General features: G+C 46.5%; 16 protein-coding genes and 1 pseudogene. 4 read left to right on the plus strand and 13 right to left on the minus strand.

Translation table 11 applies throughout. From position 1 onward, the window contains the following. Nucleotides 1-4 precede the first annotated feature (4 nt). Nucleotides 5-766 (plus strand): ABC transporter ATP-binding protein, encoded by a 762-nt coding sequence (locus tag ACDJ58_RS16055; RefSeq protein ID WP_413371875.1) that lies wholly within the window; start codon nt 5-7, stop codon nt 764-766. Continuing rightward, nucleotides 767-1,534, plus strand: coding sequence for an ABC transporter permease (locus ACDJ58_RS16060; protein ID WP_413371876.1), 768 nt, complete (start codon nt 767-769; stop codon nt 1,532-1,534). Between the two features lie 81 nt (nt 1,535-1,615). Here ACDJ58_RS16060 and ACDJ58_RS16065 read toward each other — a convergent pair. Both ACDJ58_RS16065 and ACDJ58_RS16070 read right to left on the minus strand, forming a co-directional pair. Then, nucleotides 1,616-1,786: pseudogene (locus ACDJ58_RS16065) on the minus strand (VOC family protein); the annotation flags it as partial. A 178-nt stretch (nt 1,787-1,964) separates the two neighbouring features. Further along, nucleotides 1,965-2,675 carry an SDR family NAD(P)-dependent oxidoreductase gene (locus tag ACDJ58_RS16070; protein ID WP_413371878.1) on the minus strand — a complete coding sequence of 237 codons (711 nt, stop codon included), beginning with the start codon at nt 2,673-2,675 and terminating at the stop codon, nt 1,965-1,967. A gap of 101 nt (nt 2,676-2,776) precedes the next feature. Between ACDJ58_RS16070 and ACDJ58_RS16075 the strand changes: the two genes are divergently transcribed. After that, on the plus strand, nt 2,777-3,136 hold the full coding sequence (locus ACDJ58_RS16075; protein WP_413371879.1) for a MerR family transcriptional regulator: 360 nt from the start codon (nt 2,777-2,779) through the stop codon (nt 3,134-3,136). 158 nt (nt 3,137-3,294) lie between these two features. Here ACDJ58_RS16075 and ACDJ58_RS16080 read toward each other — a convergent pair whose 3' ends face one another. Then, on the minus strand, nt 3,295-5,073 hold the full coding sequence (locus ACDJ58_RS16080) for an alpha-amylase family glycosyl hydrolase (protein WP_413371880.1): 1,779 nt from the start codon (nt 5,071-5,073) through the stop codon (nt 3,295-3,297). 160 nt (nt 5,074-5,233) lie between these two features. Between ACDJ58_RS16080 and ACDJ58_RS16085 the strand changes: the two genes are divergently transcribed. After that, entirely contained in the window at nt 5,234-6,139 is a 906-nt protein-coding gene (locus tag ACDJ58_RS16085) for an AraC family transcriptional regulator (RefSeq protein WP_413371881.1), read from the plus strand. A gap of 536 nt (nt 6,140-6,675) precedes the next feature. Here ACDJ58_RS16085 and ACDJ58_RS16090 read toward each other — a convergent pair. From ACDJ58_RS16090 to ACDJ58_RS16135, 10 genes are all read right to left on the minus strand, one after another. Then, nucleotides 6,676-7,584, minus strand: coding sequence for an SDR family oxidoreductase (locus tag ACDJ58_RS16090; protein ID WP_413371883.1), 909 nt, complete (start codon nt 7,582-7,584; stop codon nt 6,676-6,678). A gap of 637 nt (nt 7,585-8,221) precedes the next feature. After that, complete coding sequence (locus ACDJ58_RS16095; RefSeq protein WP_413371884.1) at nt 8,222-9,826, minus strand: discoidin domain-containing protein; 1,605 nt, start codon at nt 9,824-9,826, stop codon at nt 8,222-8,224. Nucleotides 9,827-10,004: 178 nt separating this feature from the next. Next, the gene (locus tag ACDJ58_RS16100) at nt 10,005-13,229 is read right to left on the minus strand and encodes an alpha-mannosidase (protein WP_413371885.1); all 3,225 of its coding nucleotides are present in this window, start codon (nt 13,227-13,229) and stop codon (nt 10,005-10,007) included. A gap of 254 nt (nt 13,230-13,483) precedes the next feature. Then, entirely contained in the window at nt 13,484-13,744 is a 261-nt protein-coding gene (locus ACDJ58_RS16105; RefSeq protein WP_413371886.1) for a hypothetical protein, read from the minus strand. Nucleotides 13,745-13,873: 129 nt separating this feature from the next. Next, complete coding sequence (locus tag ACDJ58_RS16110) at nt 13,874-14,626, minus strand: Cof-type HAD-IIB family hydrolase (RefSeq protein ID WP_413371888.1); 753 nt, start codon at nt 14,624-14,626, stop codon at nt 13,874-13,876. Between the two features lie 12 nt (nt 14,627-14,638). Further along, nucleotides 14,639-15,334, minus strand: coding sequence for an MgtC/SapB family protein (locus ACDJ58_RS16115; RefSeq protein ID WP_413371889.1), 696 nt, complete (start codon nt 15,332-15,334; stop codon nt 14,639-14,641). Between the two features lie 15 nt (nt 15,335-15,349). After that, entirely contained in the window at nt 15,350-16,300 is a 951-nt protein-coding gene (locus tag ACDJ58_RS16120; RefSeq protein WP_413371890.1) for a DUF1861 family protein, read from the minus strand. A gap of 37 nt (nt 16,301-16,337) precedes the next feature. Then, a complete protein-coding gene (locus tag ACDJ58_RS16125; RefSeq protein ID WP_413371891.1) occupies nt 16,338-17,873 on the minus strand; it encodes an extracellular solute-binding protein in 1,536 nt (511 codons plus the stop codon). Nucleotides 17,874-17,927: 54 nt separating this feature from the next. Next, nucleotides 17,928-18,800 (minus strand): carbohydrate ABC transporter permease, encoded by an 873-nt coding sequence (locus tag ACDJ58_RS16130; protein ID WP_413371892.1) that lies wholly within the window; start codon nt 18,798-18,800, stop codon nt 17,928-17,930. 49 nt (nt 18,801-18,849) lie between these two features. Next, entirely contained in the window at nt 18,850-19,791 is a 942-nt protein-coding gene (locus tag ACDJ58_RS16135; RefSeq protein WP_413371893.1) for an ABC transporter permease, read from the minus strand. Nucleotides 19,792-19,913: the final 122 nt, after the last annotated feature.

Below are 19,913 nucleotides of genomic sequence, written 5' to 3' on the forward strand. Positions count from 1 at the left end.
TAACATGCCAAACAAGTCCATTCAAGTGATTGATCTGCAGAAGTCCTACAAGCAACTACACGTCCTCAAGGGCGTAGACTTCGAGGTGGAAAAAGGTAGTATCTTCGCCCTACTCGGCTCCAATGGTGCGGGCAAAACAACAGTTGTAAAAATCCTGACCACGCTGCTCCAAAAAGACAGCGGAACCGCCACCGTAAACGGATTCGATGTTGCAACAAAACCCGACAATGTGCGGCAGGCAATCAGCTTGACAGGGCAATTTGCCGCCGTAGACGAAATTTTGACCGGGCGAGAAAATCTGATCATGATTGCCAAACTTCGATACCTCCAAAATCCGCGTCAGGTTGCGGACGATTTGCTCAAACGCTTCGGCCTGACAGAAGCCGCCGACCGCAGGGTGTCGACTTATTCTGGTGGTATGCGCCGCAGGCTCGACATCGCCTTGAGCCTTGTGGGAAAACCGCAGATCATTTTCCTCGACGAGCCAACTACCGGACTTGACCCCGAGGCACGTATCGAGGTATGGAAGATTGTAAAGGAGCTTGCCGATGGTGGCACGACGGTATTCCTGACCACGCAGTATTTGGAGGAAGCTGAGCAGCTTGCCGACCGAATTGCCATTCTGCATGAGGGCAGGATTATCGCCAGCGGAACACTCTCGGATCTTAAAAAGTTGATCCCGTCCGCAAAGGTGGAGTATATCGAAAAACAGCCGACTTTGGAGGATATATTCCTCGCAATCATTAGCAAAAAGGAGGAAAACTAAATGGAAACGGTAAAAAAACACTTTTTTAGCGACATGAGCGTTATGCTTGGACGTTCCTTGCGCCATATTTTCCGCAGTATGGACACCATCATTACGGTCACCATTATGCCAATCGCATTTATGCTGCTGTTCGTTTACGTATTTGGCGGTGCCATTCAAACTGGAACGGACAACTATGTGAATTACCTGTTGCCCGGCATACTGCTGATTGCTATTGCTAGCGGTATATCCTACACGGCTTACCGTCTGTTTATCGATGTGCAGCGGGGCATATTCGAGCGGTTTCACTCCATGCCGATTTCACGTTCTACCTTACTGTGGGGGCATGTACTGACTTCGCTGGTTTCTAACGTCATATCGGTTGTCGTCATCCTACTGGTTGCGTTGATCATGGGCTTTCGTTCATCTGCAGTGGTACTTTCTTGGCTTGGCGTAGCGGGTATACTCGCTCTGTTTACGCTGGCATTAACCTGGGTCGCAGTGATTGCCGGACTGTCCGCCAAATCCGTTGACGGCGCAAGTGCCTTCTCCTACCCTATTATATTCCTGCCTTTTATCAGCTCTGCATTTGTGCCAACCGAGTCGATGCCTTCAGTCGTTCGCGCCTTTGCCGAAAACCAACCGGTAACCTCGATTGTGGAAGCTATCCGTGCACTAATGTTAGGTCAGCCGGTCGGCGATGATATATGGATCGCTCTTGCGTGGTGTGTGGGGATCTTGCTTGTAGCATATATCTTAGCAATGAGAGTATATAAAAAACGAGTATGAATAAAATTAACCCGCTCCATGAGGCATATACTTTCATATTTCAGATATTAGCGGGTTGCTGCATACTTAGGATTATTGTATCTATTCTACGCTAAAGCTTTTGGACCATTCAGCGACTCTCCGGCTATTTTCTTCTTCTGACAAATCTTCAATCCGAGTCATAATAGACCATCTTACTCCAAAAGGATCCAATATACTTCCGCATCGATCACCTGATACAAAGTTTATCACCGGTCCCCTTACTATCGCTCCTCCTTTAAATGATCAAAATTTATCAAGTGAGATCAATCATCCATCTAGATAATCAATGATAGTCATTATTATAAAATAACTTCACTGACAACTGGCTGTCAGTGAAGTTATTGACGTTGTTGCCTCTTTGTATATTTCGAAATGTGTGTAGAAATTGCAGTGTTTTGACAGATGTGGATTACCAGGCGTACACGCCTTGCTCATTCAAGAATTCGCCGTTATGATGTTCGCCATCTGTCGCATAACCCACGATAATCGCAGCGGCCGCTTCTTTTGATTTACCGCCTTCAGCATTGCCGTTAAGGTCTGTTGATGTGAATCCAGGCGTTACCGCAAATACTTGAGCCCTACTGCTTTTCAGTTCATAAGCCATCGAAACTGTCATGGCGTTGTTGGCTGTTTTGGATGAGTTATAGTCGAATGCGTTTAAAGCAAATCCAGCATTTTGCATATGATCCAGAGAAGCCATGTCAGTGGATACATTAACGATTGTGCCTTCGTTATCTTTGATTAACGGGAACAAACGCTGGTTCAGCCGGAAGGTTCCGAAAAAGTTGACTTCGAAAGCGTTCCTCAGATCCTCCTCTTTGGTATCCGTAAAAGAACGGGAGAAAGCACCGGGCATACCCGCATTATTGATCAGAAGCTTTAAGTCCGGATAATCCTTGGCAATCGTATCGGCCGCCCTTTCGATGGTTTTCAAGTCACTCATGTCGATATGCACAAATTCTATGTCTAACCCCTTCGAAGTTAACTCGGAAACAGCCGCTTCGCCCCGTTCGGCGCTGCGTGCACCAAGGACGACTTTCCAGCCGGCTTGACCTAACTGCTTAACGATTTCGAATCCGATTCCTTTATTTCCTCCAGTTACAAAAGCGGTCTTCTTCATGCGAATCCTCTTTTCTCTAATTTGATTTCATTAACAATGTATAAGTTACTATGCTACACTTAGTGTAGGTCAACAATTAATTTTGATAAAAGAGGGTTAGCATGTTAACGATTGGAGAAGTAGCGAAGAAAGTCGAGATCACTATCGGAGCGATCCGTTTTTATGAAAGAAAGGGACTGTTGAAGCCTGCTGCGCGAAGTGAGCAGAATAACCGTCTTTATACGGAAGATGATCTGAACTGGCTGGTTTTTATCAAATGTCTTCGCGAAACCGGGATGAGTGTGGAGGACATCAAAACGTATTATGACAAGGTAAATGAAGGAACCTCAACCCTACCGGAAAGAACCAAACTGATTCAAGATCAAAGGCAAAAGCTGCTGGAAGATATCGAGGAGAAAAAAGCGCAGCTCGTTCATTTGGATAACAAACTGGAGCGCTACTATCGCGGAGAAAATTATTAAGATAAGCATCAGTACAAAGAAGACGTTAAACCAAAAAGACAGTCGATCACGTTGATCGGCTGCCTTCTTGGTTCTATTGAGCTATCGTTTCTACGTTAGTTCAACAATCCGGCCATTATATGCATTCACTTATTTTCAATTGGTAAATGGGTAGCTAGCTATTCGGTCGCTGCTCTCGACTCACTTTCACTCTCCAATGGTTCTATGAAAAGAACCATTAACCCGCCCCGAGGTGTTTGATCTCTCTTGATCCTCCATTGGCGTTCCTTTATTTGCTTACCGGTCAGACGGAAACTATACACACCATTCCACTCATCCGTTACCTTGTAGATCCTATTGTCCGAAAAATCCGGAATGGTCACCGAGATGTCTGAGTCCTTGTCATGGTAAGGATTACTCGCAATAAGTAAATACCCTGTTGGAGTTTGATAATAGTAAGGAACAGGAAGATTATCGAGGGATTGGTGTTGTGCAGATTGCGGTTGGCTATTCCCGTTATCCTTTCCGAGTTGAAGTGGCTTGATAACCGAACGATATTTCTTGCGTAACCTGATCATTTGCTTCACATCTTCCAGCATGGCCCTGTGCTTCTCTTGTTCTAGCTGGCTCCAATCTATCCAACTGCCATAGAGCCATTTGCCACATCCCGCATCCTGTCCACCAAACAAGTGGGGACTTAACTGAGGGAGAGGCCGATATTGTGCATCAAATTCCTCTCCAGCCATAAACACCGGGATAGCCGGAGCGAAGATGAAAGAATATCCAAAAACACTTCGTTTGCCTTGGGCGACGTAAGGAGTTTTCTCCTCAGGGTATCCTTCCCATCCGTCATCGTGGCAGCTCAGTTGGAAGGATATCTTCTGACCCGTTGGGAGGCGCATGGGAAGGGACAGTAGAATGACTTCCCCCTGCCGCTCACTCCGGTGAATCCGGTAATCAGGAAATAAAGTATTCTCCAACTGCCACTCGTTGCTATCATAATCCATCACAAACAACTGCTTGATTTGCTTCGACGGATCAATTCCTCGTATCGAAAGTAAGAAATATTCCCTTTCATACCCCTCATGCCGTCCGTCAGATGGAACTGGTTTCGTTTCTTTCCCTTCGACTGCAAGGGTAAGTACATAATCATGTTCAGGTCCGCTACCAGCTTCCGAATCATCCTCATACAGCACCTTGACCTGAAACATATTCGGTTGAAGACGGTTAACCAGTTGGAGATATGATGGCAAATCAGACAAAACTCGGCTCTGCTCCTGAAGACCATAATGATTGTTGCTGATTCGGAAGCCGTGCTGTAGAAAATCAGTAACTCCTTGCACGGCGGGTCCTTTCTCAGGAATAATGACAATCGGATGTCCAAGCGCCGAACATTGGCTCCGGATTCGTGCCCAGAGATCGAAACGGTATGTGGCAACGTCCAGCCTGAAACCATCGATACCGAATTTCTGCACATAGTCAACCCACACCTTCACCCACCAATCATCTAGATCTTCATGGTCGCCAAACCAATCGAAATCCGTCATTCCCCACGATCCGCCCTTGAACCATTCCGGATGGGCCTCGATCAGCGGACTGTCACTCATAACCCCATGGGTAATGACGTCCAGGAACACTTTGATCCCGTTGTGGTGGGCTTCCTCAATCAAAGCTAGGAATTCTTCTTCTCCCCCCAAAGAAGGATCTAGCTTATCATGCTGAATCACCGCATATTGGTTCCAAATGTTGTAGAAATGATCAGGGTGGCTAAGTGAATGCCCTGTGAGCCAAATTCCGGTGATTCCGAGATCTTTCAAATATTCTAGTTTTTCCTTCAAGCTGGCGAAGGTCCCGCTTTCCGGTCCATTGGGAGAAGTGAAGGATTTCGTTGGAATTTCATAGATGATTAAATCATCGGTCCATTCCGGAGATTGTTGAAGCTGTAGCTTTCGATCCATTTAGTGAGTCAGCCCTTTCTTTAAGATCTTTTCTGAACCTGATCCAAACGTACCATGTCTACAACCTAGCAACCACCCAAAAAAGTGATCTCCACTTATACTTTTGTAGTATACTTTATGTCAGAAACGAAACCATTCCAAAATAACGCGGGGCGAATTAATGCAGCATGTATTCCATATCCCAAACTTATACAACGATATTCTCCTTGATACCTTCCACTATGGTTGCTTTGAGAAAGGCTGGAGCAACTCTAATTGCAGGCATTTTTTCTACGAATTTATTTATTGCGCCAAGGGCTCGATTGTACAATGGATTAACGGAGCCACCTATTCTCTACAACGTGGCGATTTTCTGATTATTAAACAAGGTCTGCAACACCATACTCCCCCCCTTGGAGAAGAAACTGAATTGTTCGTTTTTCATTTCGATTTAACCAATCAGCAAGTTCGCTCCATTTTCCAAATGATTGAGGATCCAGTTGTTCGGTCAGGTCAGCTGCAGGCAGTTTCTTTAGAGAAATGGGTCGATCAATTTATGAAGGAATATAAAGAGTTGTTTCTGCAAGCTGGCGAAAAAGACACCGTCACCAAAACCAGGTTAACCTCTTCCGTCGCGCTGTTACGGATGCAATCCAAAGTTTTGGATTTAATCGGTCAGATTGCGGAGTATTTCCTTCAGGAATGCAATTGGAACCATCTTTCCATAGCAACACCTGCACAAATCGAAATTGCCCACAACGCTGCCTATCAATTCGAACTTCAGGCACTAGATGGAGTAAGGATTCACGATCTTGCTTCACAACTGGGTGTTTCCAGATCTTATTTATGTGAATGCTTCAAGCTCATTTATGGCATTTCACCCAAGGAATATCTATCCAAAACCCTAATGCGACATGCCAAAAACGAGCTTCAGAACTCCACTCTGTCCATAGAAAAAATTGCGGAGAAGCTCCACTATTCCTCTGCTGCCCACTTCAGTAAGGCTTTTCGCTCAAACGAAGGAATAACGCCGTCCCATTATCGAAATCTAACCCGTTCAAACTTTATCAATTTTTCGGAAATATGAATCAAAGAGGGATTCAAAAAGGAAACGAAAAAGAGCAGGTCCTGAAGACCTTGCCCTTTTCCGTTTCCATGTTCTCGGAGAAGGAGGATAGGCGGATGTACTCTCGAAACTCTCGAAACTCCCGATAATCAGGTTCACGCCCCTGAATGCAATGTCCTATCTGCTCTCTCGATAATACGACTTTCCGCTCACCTGCAATATACCAAACTTCCACTTGCTAGTGATGAGCATTGCCTAATCGAAAACTTTCATCCTGACTTTTGGGGATATGAAACTCGCAAACGAAATTCACCGTTGATGGCAACAAATCCGTTTGGATCATTCATTCAGCCGATCGGTGGCGTTAAATGAATTTGCTGTCGATAGGTTTGATTAACCTTTTCTTTTTCCTCACTTATATATCGATTAGCCCTATCTGTTGATACATCGTTGCTACCTGCTGTTATCAATTTCTCGAATCAAGATCTGATCTATCAAGTGGATGGTGAATTTTCAACCATAGCAATGGCTATCTGAATGGTAGCCCCCCGTGACGATTATGAATATCGAATCACTCCTCCATTTACGTGCAACACTTGGCCGGTCACAAACATGGAATCGCTGGCCGCCAAATAGACGTAGGCTGGCGCCACCTCGAATGGCTGCACTGCACGACCGAACGGGCTGTCGACGCCCCATGTACTCACCATCTCAGCAGGCCAAGAGCTCACTGTAAGAGGCGTCCAGCCAGGCCCTGGAGCAACTCCATTAACCCTGATTCCCTTGTCCGCGAGCGATATGGCCATCGTACGAATGAAGGATACAATAGCTCCTTTGGTCGCCGAATAGTCAATGGCGTTTTTGTTACCCTCATAGGCCACCCTTGAAGTCGTACAGATGATCGCGCTGGCCGGATTAAGAAAAGGTATGGCAGCTTTCGTCAAATAAAACATAGGAAAGACGTTCGTTCGAAACGTATTTTCCAGTTGTTCGTCCGAAACGTCCAGAATGCTGGGTGTGTACGGCTGAACGGCGGCGTTGCTGACCAAAATGTCCAGCCTTTGATAATGGTGTATTGTCTCCGCCACAATTTCGGACGAGGCAGCCGGATTGCGAAGATCGCGAGGCAGGATCAGGCAACGAACCCCGAATTGCTCAACGTACCGTTGTGTCTCTTCGGCATCCCTGTGCTCATTCAAATAGACGAGCGTCAAATTGGCTCCTTCTTTGGCATATGCCACCGCGATAGCGCGGCCGAATCCGCTATCACCGCCGGTAATGATGGCGGTTTTTCCTCTTAGCTTACCACTGCCGACATAACCGGGATTATCAAAAATAGGCCTGGGTTCCATCAAGTACTCCAAACCGGGTATCTGATCTTGGTGCTGCGGCGGAAATGCCACTGGCTCCATAACGGTCTTAGTCCGCCAGCCGATGTAGGGATACATAGGATAACCTTTCAACATAGCCCCTCCTCTCTTGAATTTCTCATGTAAAGAGTCTGTGGCTTCCTTTAACTTGTTACATAATGATTATTTTATTATCAATTTATGAAATCTTTTATGAGAGTATGAACGGAATAAAGCTATCGAGGGTGAGAAGGCTTTGTAATAAAATTTGATCCAACTGGACTCATTTCCAACAAGTTGATTTGCTTCCCTTAGTTGAAAACTAATATTAATGCTGACGGATAGACTATATATCAGCGATAGTATGTTCCTATACAAAACGAAAAAGGAAACTCAAAACCTCAAAACTGCCGATGAAGCCTTATGTACCAATCATTACTGTGAGCCCTTCAGGCAACGGGTTAGTGGTAGGGGTAAGTGGGATCTATCAGATAACGATATCAATTAACGCTGAAGCAACGGTTAATCCAGATCCTACACAACCATATTTAGATGCTATTATTACTAATAATGGTGCGCCTATTTTCGGAGATACGACCACCTTTTTCAAAGTATCGAATAGAAGTAGTTCATCGTTTGTAGCCAAGAAACCTCTTATCCCGTCTTTCCGTTACTCCTACAAAAACAAAACAAGCCGCTTTACGCGACTTATAATGTTGACACATCCTTGAACAGTTCTACTATGTTCATTTCCTCAATTGATTTTGATTGAGGGAGTTCTGTCGCTCCATCCTTCTGGAGTTAAAGAAGAATCATCCTCTGTTCGGACCAGTTTGGCTCCCTGAAAGTTGTCATGTTCATATAATTCCACGGTAACTCCGCCGAAGACGCGCAGCGACGTAATATCATCATTTTGGATGCCCGCTTCTCGTAGCGCTGCAAGAGTGTAGCTTCCTGGCGCCAGTGTCACCGCATATCCACCATAGCTCCCATCCTTATAGAACACTGCACCCTTATTCAGTCCGTAAGCCTCTAGTTCATAGATCCGCGCCGACGTATCGGTGCTGAGCACCCCGGCGTCCGTAATATATACGCGGATGTATCTCCCGAAGGTATTGACATCATGCAGAGTAACATCCCGCGTATTTCCCGTCACGGATGCCGCGTCGCTCCATGTACTTCCATTATCGCTGACCTGGATTTTGAAGTCGCGGGTATTGATGCTCGGCGTCTCACCTCCCGCTGCCGCATGCTTCACTACAAACCGGTACAGATTATATTTCTTCCCGAGATCAATCTGCAGCCAATGCGGCTCGGGACCGGTTGAACACCATTTGCTGTTACCAAGAACAGTTCCGTCAATAGCTTTATTGGGTGCTTCTCCCTGCACATAACCATCCGCACTGGCGGTTCCCTTTGCTGCAACATTAACGTAGCCACTAGGGAGCGCTTTGCCTGTGCGAGGGATTTGAATAGTCAACTGTACCGGATAGTGATCCGATGGATATAATCCATTCTCGTTATAGCGGTTAATCTCCATTGATTCAACAGTTCCTGCACCACGCTGAAAAATCCAGTCAATATGGTGATCTGTCGTGTTACCGTTGTAGTTGCTGACGGTAGAAGCATTGTTGAAGTTATGCCCGCTTTGGGTCCAGACATCGCTAAAATCCGACTGCTCAATTATGGAGTAAGCGCTCTCCGTTTGTGGCGAATTAAGATCTCCTCCAATAAATACAGGCGTATCCGGGGAGGTGACATACTCCGAAACCCTGTTTAATATCAACTGAGACGATAGTGCCCGGGCGCTGCTGTTCAAAGAAAAGTGGGTATTGAAATAATAGAAGACGGTCCTCGGATCGTCTTTGGCCTGGAATTTAGCCCAAGTACATATCCGAGGCCATTTCGTATCATATGAACTACGACTTCCGACGACATCGGGCGTTTCACTAAGCCAGAATTGACCTGACTCCAACACCTGAAATTTATCTGCTCGATATACAATGTTGGAGTACTCATCCGTCTTGTTTCCATATCTCGATGTACCCACGGATTGGTAGTTTCCGTTAAGATGACTTACAAAGTAATCGATTTGCACAGCATAGGCTTCCTGCATGCCGATAATATCGGGACCAAATGAATTGATGACATTCACAGCCCTGTCTTTGCGGTTATCCCAAGAGTTTACAGTGCCATCATCCCCATGCAGGTTGCGTACATTAAATGTCATTAACTTCAGCTGTGCTGTCTGCGGACCTGCCGCAGCTTTTGCCGTCGTTAACGGAACAACTACACTTCCGAGTCCGACGATCCAAGCACCTAACATCATCATTACCATCCATTTCTTCCTCTTCCTCATCTTTAACCCTCCCCATTTTCAGATCTTCTCTTGCTCCTTCATGGTAAAATAGCCGCCGTGAACCTGTAAATTTCAAAAAGCTGCATTTCCTTGCACTTTTCAGCTTTTTGTCTTTTAAAATTCCGCTACGGCTATCAAATTTTGAAAATGGGACGTTTCTATATCCCCCTCTTTCATTTTAAGAAATGGCAATGCTCAACGTCTTGATCTCATAAGGCGCCAAAGACAATTCGATCTGCTGGCAATCGAAAGGTAATGCAGTTGGATGCTCCTCCATAAGATCGGTTTCCTCTACCGAGCACAGTTGACCTAGGTACGGTTCAACCGTTACAGACGTTTTCGTACGGATCCCTCCGAATTCATACAGGCGCACAATCAACGTCTTGCCATCTTCAGCCTTTTTGACCGTGTCGATCATGACATTACGGGCGTCTGTCTTTATCATTCCAAGCTCTTCTGGAGTATGGGAGCTACCTTGCACAACAGCTGCGATCAGTGGTGCATTCAGTTCGCACGCTGTCTGATGTGTTCCTGCTTCATACCATCCCCTATTGTGCGGAAACAGAGAGTAAGTGAACTCATGCAATCCCTGATCGGCATTGTTATCCGGGTATATGGCGGATTTTATCAAACTCAAACGTATAACGTGATTGCGAATGTCATGCCCATATTTGCAGTCGTTCAGCAGACTAACCCCATATCCACCTTCTGATAGATCTACCCACCGCTGAGCAACTGATTCGAAACGGGCATAATCCCAGCTCGTGTTCCAGTGTGTCGGCCTCTCCACATTGCCGAACTGGATTTCATACGTCGCTTTGGTCGAGCGGATATCCACAGGGAAGGCTGTTTTCAGTAGCTGCTGATGCTCATGCCAATCCACTTGGGTTTTGAAATCAATACGCGGGTGATCGCGGTACACGATCAAATATTGCTCGATCGTAGAACTCTCATAGCTGTACAGCAGTTTCAGCACTCCCCGCAGCGGTCCATCTTCCAGCACTGTCAGTTCCTGCAGTCTGTCCACAACGGTCATTTTATCCTGATAGTAAATGTCAATATCCCAGGCGTCATGCGCCATTGGCTTATCTTCGAATACCTGCAGTATGTTAGCTGGCTGTCCCTTCTTCAGTACCTCACGTCTCGCCTGTTTATCATAGAGCGAAGCGATCTGACCTAAATCGTTCAGGCGAATGCTGTAGTAGGGGGTCTCAAGGTGATCGACATTAATACTCCAGGATTCAAGAACTGGAGCCTCGTACCAGTTATCCAACGCCAAATCCTCCTGCTCCTGCTCTGCTTCGTCCCGTCCATAAATAGTCGTATAACCGTAAGCCGGTACATCCCGAACTGCCACAAGCACCCTGTTTAAAGCTGTCAGATCAGCAGTTTCACTTGCTACTATTTGAGCATCCAGCTTAAATCCCTCTGCTGTATACCATGTATACTTCACTGCGTCATTTATATCGACTTCCGCATGGAATGAACGTTTCCAGCCAAGTGCATTAAAGATGCGGACAGGTATCCCCTTTTCCCCCGCTTCGCAGTCCATTGTTCGATTCAAACCAAAACTGCCAAGTCCTTGTTCAATCGCAGCAAGTGCGAGCCGTTCCGATTCCTCGTATTCGATTCTGCTGTCCTCATACACCTCATAAATCGAAGATCCAGGAATAATGTCATGAAACTGGTTACGCAGCACGATCTCCCAACTGTCATTCAGCTGAACCGACAGGTAGGCATGCTCCGGATTCAGCACAAGCGCGAACATATTCAGGAATTCCGCGTGATGCAACAGCATCTCCATCCGGCGGTTCATGCGCTTATTGTAGGCCTGGGAGGTGTACGTTCCGCGATGGGATTCGAGATACAACTCGCCATCCCATAAGTGAAGCTGCGGCTGATCCTTGACCTGTTTCTCAAGCTTCACAAAAAAATCTTCCGCTCCCCCTGTCTTAACCTGAGGAGCACCAGGCATATCCTCATACCGCCGTACAGCCTCCAGCATATCACGGGTGGGTCCTCCACCCCCGTCACCCCAGCCATAGGCCAGTAGCAGCTCATTATTCATATCCTTCTGGCGGTAGTTGTTCCATAAACCTTGAACTGAAGCACCGGTCACATTTCCATTGTACGTATAGTACGAGTTATCGCCATTATCAGGCGTCGTAATGTAATGTGTCAGAATCTCTGTTCCGTCGATCCCCCTCCATGTAAACGTATCGTAAGGGAAACGGTTGTATTGGCTCCAACTGATTTTGGTCGTCATGAAATAATCAACGCCACTTTTCTTCAGAATCTGTGGAAGCGCCCAGCTGTAGCCGAACACGTCCGGGAGCCACAGTACCCTGTTGTCTACGCCGAATTCATCGCGGAAAAAACGTTTGCCAATCAGAAGCTGACGGACCAGCGATTCGCCAGACGGAATGTTGCAGTCCGACTCCAGCCACATGGCACCGGTAGCTTCCCAGTTTCCACTCTGCACGCGATCCTTGATTTTGGCATACAGCGCAGGAAAATCCTTCTTCAAGTAGGCATAAAGCTGCGGCTGTGATTGCAGGAACACATATTCCGGAAAACGCTCCATCAGCATGAGCACCGTTGAGAACGAGCGTCCAGACTTCTCGCGCGTATGGTGCAGGCGCCAAAGCCAGGCTACGTCGATGTGGCAGTGTCCGACTGCCGTAATCTGTGGACGGGGTCCGCGCGGGACCGCTTCAAGCCGCTTTCGCAGCGTTTGGCAGGCCTGTACCGCGGATGCGTAAAAAACTTCCGAACCAGGTCTGCTCCAGTCCAACTGGCGAAATGCCGCTTCCAGCGCGTCCGTAAGCTCATGTCTTTCCAGTTGGCGTTCGTCCAGCTGCTCCACGGTCTGAAGCATATGCAAGGACGTATAATACAAGTCATCCACTGCCGCATCAAGTACCGCGATGCTTAGCAAATCGATTCGGTGATCAAACGGGGTGCGCCCATCTGGCACCTTCAGTCCGCTCCACGCATAAATAGCAAGTTCCACACGGCCTTCCTCCACTGCGTCTTTCGGGAAAAATAGCTCCGCATGATTTCGGTCCAACGCCTGCAGCGGCTCCCCTTTCAGATAAACCTGTGCTTCATACCCTCTGGTGTTACCACCGCTTGTTTCCCCAAGCTTAATGAGACCGATCACATCCTGTCCCTTCCAGTATGGAGGGAATTCGACGTCTGTAATAAACCAGGCATATCGGTCTCTACCTCCCCAGCGGTCACCAACATGAACCGCTACTCCACCTTCCAATTGCTGACGCGCTTCATGCAAATCTCTCACATCCGGAACGATGTAGACGTCACCCAATGTCCGACTTTCACGATATCTTAGTCCAGCCAGTTCTCGGATACGGCTTTCCAATTTCTGCAGAACGAATCTCATACTTAATTTTGCTCCTCCTTTGTACTTCGATTTCCTGACTATGATAATCTCTCTTTGAATCCGAAAAAGATCCATATCTTGTTACCTTCTTCAGGCTAAAATAGTAATTGAACGCTGTATATCTCAATAATCTACCTTTCCTTCCAAATTGCAGTTTCTCATTAATAAAAATCGGCTAAGACTATTAAATTTTGATAAAAATGCAGGTTTTAATCCCTTCTACCTCTAAAAGCGGTAGATTTTATTACTGTGGATTACTTCAGCAGATTATGGGCAAGAGAAAACAATTCACTCTCGAGCGTACTTCTAGGGGCGCTACTCCCTTTTGAAATGTTTAGTATGTAGACCCGAAGTCCTCCGGTTCCGAATTCCAGTTCCTTATAGAAACGGTCTACGATTTCATGCTCGTTATTCCTGATTCCGTGAAGTTCGTCCTTAGACGCTTCGTCAATTACCTGGCTGCTCAGCCATTGCTCATAAGCCTGTATCGCTTGTTCTTGAGTTTGAGTTGTCATGATATAAATAAACCTCCATCCAGGTATCAGCCGTTCACTCTATTCATCGCGCGAGCGCTGTCGAATCAAGTTCCATTAAAAGAAGCTACGATTATCGTAGCTTCTTTTGTCTGTTTCTATTTGTACTTACTATATTGAATTCACTAAGTAAGTTTGGATCAACTGGGCTACGCCGTCCTCATCATTGGTTCCCGTCACCCCGTCCGCGGCACGCTTCACTGCATCCTGGGCATTGCCCATCGCGATGCCCAGGCCAGCGGCGCGGATCATCTCCAAGTCATTCAAGCTGTCGCCACAGGCGACGACCTCTTCCATTCGAATGCCAAGCAGCTGGCAGACTTCCCGAAGACCGCTTGCCTTATTGATCCCCTTTGGATTGACCTCAATGTTCCGCGGGCTTGAATTGGTCAGCTCATATCGTCCGGTTGCGTCCAGTGTGCTGTGAACATCCAGCAGGCACTCCGGATCGTCACAATGAAATCCGAATTTCAGCCAAGGATCGCCATGCAACCGCTCAATCCTTTCCGGCCAATTCGCTGTTGTATACACATCCTTCACGGTATAAGCCCAGTAGCGGCATTTCTTTTCCACTGCTAATTCATGCATTTCCTTCACCCAGTCCTCCTCAAGCGAATGGCGGGCCATGAGATTGCCCGGCGCATGCCAAACCTCGCTGCCATTGACTGAGACGAGAGGAGATTTCAAGCCCAGCTGTTGCACATAAGGCTCGATACTCTGAACCTCGCGTCCGGTAGCGAACATGACTGCGACTCCATTTTGAATCGCCCGATGAATCCATTCACAGGTATGCTCGGAAATCTCATGGTTGCTGTTCAGAACAGTACCGTCCATATCGAGAGCGAGCAACTTGTATTTTGCCAACAGGCTCCCTCCCTACATTTTAACTTCCATCTGTTTCACTTCAGAATCTCTTTGCATCGCAAACTGCGAAATTTTCTGCTTTATCTCAGAATTTTTATTCAACAGGACAAAGTCGAGACGGACAGTTCCTTCCTCCAGGCTCTCCATTTTAAATGATTTCACCCGGATCCCTTCATCGCGAAAAAAGTTTAAAAACATACCCGGATCACCATCCCTTCCTACCGTTACCGAATAAGTCGTTGTCTTGTTGCGCGGGATTATGCGATTCTCAACTCGCTGCAAGACGAACAAACTAATCAGTACCGAAACGAAGGTAAGCAGAGTACCGTAATAGAATCCTGCCCCAACCCCAATCCCCATTGCGGCCACAACCCATAGGGATGCTGCCGTGGTCAACCCGGAAATTCGGTTACCGTTGCGCAGAATGGTTCCAGCTCCAAGAAAGCCAATTCCGCTAATAATTTGAGCGGTGAGTCGCGCTGGATCCATTCGCACATTCAGCTCGCCCGCAAACTGGCTGAATCCATAAATCGAGATAAGTGTAATCAACGTGGAGCCAAGGCAGACCAAAATATGTGTCCGAAACCCAGCATGATGCTGACCGTGTTCCCGCTCTAGGCCAATGATACCGCCAACGAGCAGGGAAACTCCAACGCGGATGCTGATCTCCAAATGATCAATATGCCATACAGTCAGATTCACGGTCATTCATGCCTTCCTCCGCTATACAAGCTGCCCATGACCCTCAAACGGGTAGTCAATCGTGATGCGGCCTGCCTGGCAATCTCCGATTCCGCTATATAGATCGGCTTTTCCATCGGGTCTCGTTACAATGCCGGCAGTAAACGCACAGTCGACCAGATGTCGAGTCTTTGACGGTCCCGCTGGATAACAGGTACGACTGCCAATTACATGAAGATCGGTAGCCTCCCTAGTTACTGGATCAAAAACAAAGGCCATATTGAGATACACCTTGACTTCCCCTCCCTCGGCATCCCGGTCCCGGTAGCAGTTGTGACCAATGATGCCGATCTTCCCGCTGTCCAGTAGGTAGGCTTGATTGACACCGCCCCATTCCCCCTCACCGAAAATCCCATCAATATAAGGGGCATTTTCAATAACTTCAGCCGTCAGTTGGTCCAAACAGTCGATGATGGTAAAGCCGATCATTGACTCACTGCCATACTCTCCACGCGTTTCGGCTCCGCGCGGACGAGAGAAAACACCGATTTTGCCGTCCGACAATTCGACTAGGCGAATATCCTTCATTTTGTTTGGTCCGGTGGTAAAATAGTATAGATTGAGAAACTCGGTCCCCCGATGGAAATAGCCAAAATAGGTTTTCACTCGACCCGCTTCATATTGGACATGGGTCCCCCCCATCACGATTTCATTTCCAATTAGACTGATATAAGGGTCTTCTAGAGTGTAAATCATGCTGCCTGGAACCAACGTCCATTCATCATGCCCTGTCTCCTCGAAGAGGCGAACCCAGGAACGTGCCCATTCCTCACGTCGTTCTACTCGTCCAAAAAGATAGCGTTTACCAGACCGTTCAAAAGGAATCGAGATATTATATACATCGAACCCCTCCACCTCGTTAAAGGTCAGTATGGAACTATCATAAATCTTTTTCTTTTCTTCAAATTGAATTCTTTGATCCAGCAATGTCATATCGTTCACTCCTATTCGTTTCACTATTAGTTATCAATTAATTGCCTTGATTGGCTTGATATTCTTGGAACTGTCGTTGATATTCGGCGACCACTATATCGAGCCCAGCTTTCTTCATTTTATCGAGTGCAGCGGGGAACGCCTTGTCGTAATCCTGTACCCCCATATAGATCGGCGTGATACTGGCGGCTGCTTCTGACGCAATATTGGTATATTCCGTTCTTACATTGGTCGGATCAAATGCGAAGTTTGCCGCAATGCTATTGACTGCCTCCGGGTTTGCTTCGAATAGTACCTTGTTATTTTCCGGAATGCTGTTCTCCAGATCGAAGCGCATAAAATTCACGTTGCCGTTTTGAGATTCCGATCCTCTATAACCTGGCTTATCGTTGTTACCAGGATCATTAATGGCTTTCATGCCTTTATCGCCATCTTTGGTGTAATGCGTACCTTCGAGCCCGTACTGGACAAGATCATAATTCTCTTGGCTGGCTAGCATCCAGTCCATAAATTTAACCGCTTCTTCAGGGTGCTTGCTATTAACCGGTACTGCATTACCGTTCTTGAAGGTGAGCGGTCGCAAGTATTCTTTTTCTGGATTGAACCAAACCACACCAACATCCTCGACTGTTGCTTCCGGATTGTTCTTTTTAAGGGAGCTTAGACTACCCGCCGTACCTAGGTTGACAAACCAGTCACCGCTGTCGATCTGGGCTTTGAGCTGCTCCCCCTTCATGACGAGAATATCAGGACTTGTCAGACCCTTCGTATACAACTGACGCATAAATTCGGCATCCTTCTTAAACTCTTCTGTCTCAATCCAGGATTTAACATCTCCGTTCTGATTAACATAGAAAAACTTGTCCTTGACCGTGAACGGAAACGTATCGTAAGTACGGTGCAGAACCGTTGTATGCAAGCTGACAGGGTCGAAGTCTGCCTTATTTGAAAAATATGGCTTTTTCCCACCCTTCCAGTTCTTCATCACTGTCTCCCAACTACTAATCAATTCTTCCGGAGTAGACGGCTCCTCAAGGTTGTTCTGCCGAAGAATGTCCCGCCGGATATTGAACTCACCTTCGCTTGCCATCTCCACCCAATAAGAAGGAACAGCATAGTATTTCCCGTCAATCTTTGCACCGTCAAAAATATCGCCCGGGATATACTTTTTCAAATTTTGACCGTACTGCTCAATTGCTCCGCTGATGTCCGCCAGAGCCCCACGATTGTAATAGCTTGAGAACGGTGTACGATCCTGCATGATATGGAATAAGTCAAAATCCTCGCCGGTGGACAGCATCAGATTTAGCTTCTGATCCCAGGCATCACTTGGAATATAGATTTTCTCGACTTCCACGCCTACGCCGTCTGCGGCCAGCTTTTCATTTATCTTATCAAACACCTCTTTATAATCCTTCGGTTCCGTACCAGGAACCACGTATTTGATTTTGACAATCCCCCCTTTCTTCTCATTCTCCTGATTGCCTCCCGTGCTCGCTGTCTTGTCGCTGCATCCAAACAAAGTAATGCATGCAAGCATGGCCACGAGCATCAATGTAACGATCTTTTTCATACCAAATTGACCTCCCTAACTATACATTTTTATATAAATCCCGAAGGAGTTATATCATCCCTTGACCGACCCAATGACCAGGCCTTTGACAAAGTACTTCTGCAAATACGGATAAAGAAAAATGATTGGACCAATTGTGACGATCGCGGTGGCCATTTTGACCGATTCAGCGGGTAGTGTAACATCGTTCGCGCCACCCAACATCGTCATTTCATTGAGCATGCTGATCTCAGATTTCATTTGTAGCAGCATGAACTGCAGCGGATATAGATCTTTGTTGTCGATCAGCATGATCGCATTCCACCAATTGTTCCAATAGTCCAGCCCGTAAAAAAGTGCGATGGTGGCTAATACTGGCGTGCATAACGGAAGATAGATACGGAAGGCGATCGTTAAATCGTTTGCTCCGTCAATGGTTGCCGATTCTCTCAGCGAATCCGGAACCCCATTCATAAAATTACGCACAAGAAAGAGATTAAATGGACTGAACAGTAACGAAGGAATGATTAACGCAAAGATATTATTTGTGAGTCCCAGTGAGCGGTTCATTAAATACCAAGGCACGATTCCCGCAGAGAAGATCATGGTGATGAAAAAATAGAGCGCCAGTGTGTTACGGTATTTCACGCTCTTATTGGCCAGTGTGTAACCAGCCATTGCGGTAATTAGAACAGCGAGAATCGTGCCGATGACTGTGACAAAAATCGAAATCATATAGCTTTGTAACACCTGAGATCCACCTGTGAAGATCAGTTTATAGGCATACAAGGAGAACTTCTCCGGAAACAGACTGTAACCGTTCTTCAGAATCGCGTCCTCGTCTGTAATCGAGATCATGAGGACCAGTATCATCGGAAGCAGACACATCGCGGAATACAGGGTAATGCAGGTATAAATGATTGTTTGGCTGATTAAACCCTTTTTCACTTCTATTCCTCCTATTACATTTTGCGGTAACTAAGTCCGTAACGGACTTCTAATAAAGCGCTCCGTCTTTGAAAAATCTACGAGTAATTGCATTGGTACCAAAGACGAGAATAAAGCCCACTACAGATTGGAACAGCCCGACTGCCATCGCTTCGGATGGGTCGCCAATCTGCCGCAATGAACGGAATACATAAGTGTCAATAATATCCGTTGTCTGGTACAAGGTGCCATTGTCGCCGATCAACGCATAGATCATCCCGAAATCACCGTACATGATCTTGCCGATAGAGAGCAGTGTCAGAATGACGACCGTCGGCATCATGAGTGGAAGCGTAATCTTCTTGCACATCTGCCAGCGGTTCGCTCCATCGATCTGGGCCGCTTCATACAATGTGTCGTCAATCCCGGTAATGGTGGCCAGGTAAATCACGGCGCTCATCCCCGCTCCCTTCCAAACGTGCATTAGGGTCAAAATGGCTGGCCAGGCCTTAGCCTCCGTATACCAATTAACAGACGGAAGTCCGAACTTGTTTAAGAGCTGGTTTACAATCCCCATATCCATGGAAAAAAAGGCATAAATCACATAACTGATAACAATCCAGGAAATGAAATTTGGGAACAACATAACCGATTGGCTGATCTTGATGAAAAGCTTTTTTCGCAACTCGTTCAGCAGCAAAGCAATAGCAAGTGCCGTCAAGGTGCCAAAGAAAATAAAGAGGAGATTCAAAAAGATCGTATTAAAGGTAACTATAAGGGCCTTGTTGGATCGAAAGAAAAACTCGAAATTTTGCATACCGACCCATTCACTATTAAAAATCCCCTTTGCGTAATTGAACCGTTGAAATGCGATCAGCATATACGGATAGGTCATATATCCGAAGATGAAAGTGTAGATCATGGCTGGCAAAATCAACAGATAGGAAGTTCCATTTCTTCGAATATCGGATAAGATCCCGATCCTGCTGTGCCAGCGAAGTTTCTTTTCCAATTTAAAATCCTCCCAATGCGGATAATCATTTCTTGCTGCCTTTCGTAAACAAAACTGCTAACGCAAGTCAGCCCATCTTTTTGAATTTTTCATTCCCTTCACTCCCCTTTCTGCCTGGATCC

The organism is Paenibacillus taichungensis, from assembly GCF_047302525.1.
In the GTDB taxonomy this organism is placed as follows: Bacteria; Bacillota; Bacilli; order Paenibacillales; family Paenibacillaceae; genus Paenibacillus; species Paenibacillus taichungensis_B.

Coding starts and splice junctions, on each gene's coding strand:
- ACDJ58_RS16055 (WP_413371875.1), top strand. CDS start 5: ATGCCAAACAAGTCCATTCAAGTGATTGATCTGCAGAAGTCCTACAAG.
- ACDJ58_RS16060 (WP_413371876.1), top strand. CDS start 767: ATGGAAACGGTAAAAAAACACTTTTTTAGCGACATGAGCGTTATGCTT.
- ACDJ58_RS16070 (WP_413371878.1), bottom strand. CDS start 2,675: ATGAAGAAGACCGCTTTTGTAACTGGAGGAAATAAAGGAATCGGATTC.
- ACDJ58_RS16075 (WP_413371879.1), top strand. CDS start 2,777: ATGTTAACGATTGGAGAAGTAGCGAAGAAAGTCGAGATCACTATCGGA.
- ACDJ58_RS16080 (WP_413371880.1), bottom strand. CDS start 5,073: ATGGATCGAAAGCTACAGCTTCAACAATCTCCGGAATGGACCGATGAT.
- ACDJ58_RS16085 (WP_413371881.1), top strand. CDS start 5,234: ATGCAGCATGTATTCCATATCCCAAACTTATACAACGATATTCTCCTT.
- ACDJ58_RS16090 (WP_413371883.1), bottom strand. CDS start 7,584: ATGTTGAAAGGTTATCCTATGTATCCCTACATCGGCTGGCGGACTAAG.
- ACDJ58_RS16095 (WP_413371884.1), bottom strand. CDS start 9,826: ATGAGGAAGAGGAAGAAATGGATGGTAATGATGATGTTAGGTGCTTGG.
- ACDJ58_RS16100 (WP_413371885.1), bottom strand. CDS start 13,229: ATGAGATTCGTTCTGCAGAAATTGGAAAGCCGTATCCGAGAACTGGCT.
- ACDJ58_RS16105 (WP_413371886.1), bottom strand. CDS start 13,744: ATGACAACTCAAACTCAAGAACAAGCGATACAGGCTTATGAGCAATGG.
- ACDJ58_RS16115 (WP_413371889.1), bottom strand. CDS start 15,334: ATGACCGTGAATCTGACTGTATGGCATATTGATCATTTGGAGATCAGC.
- ACDJ58_RS16120 (WP_413371890.1), bottom strand. CDS start 16,300: ATGACATTGCTGGATCAAAGAATTCAATTTGAAGAAAAGAAAAAGATT.
- ACDJ58_RS16125 (WP_413371891.1), bottom strand. CDS start 17,873: ATGAAAAAGATCGTTACATTGATGCTCGTGGCCATGCTTGCATGCATT.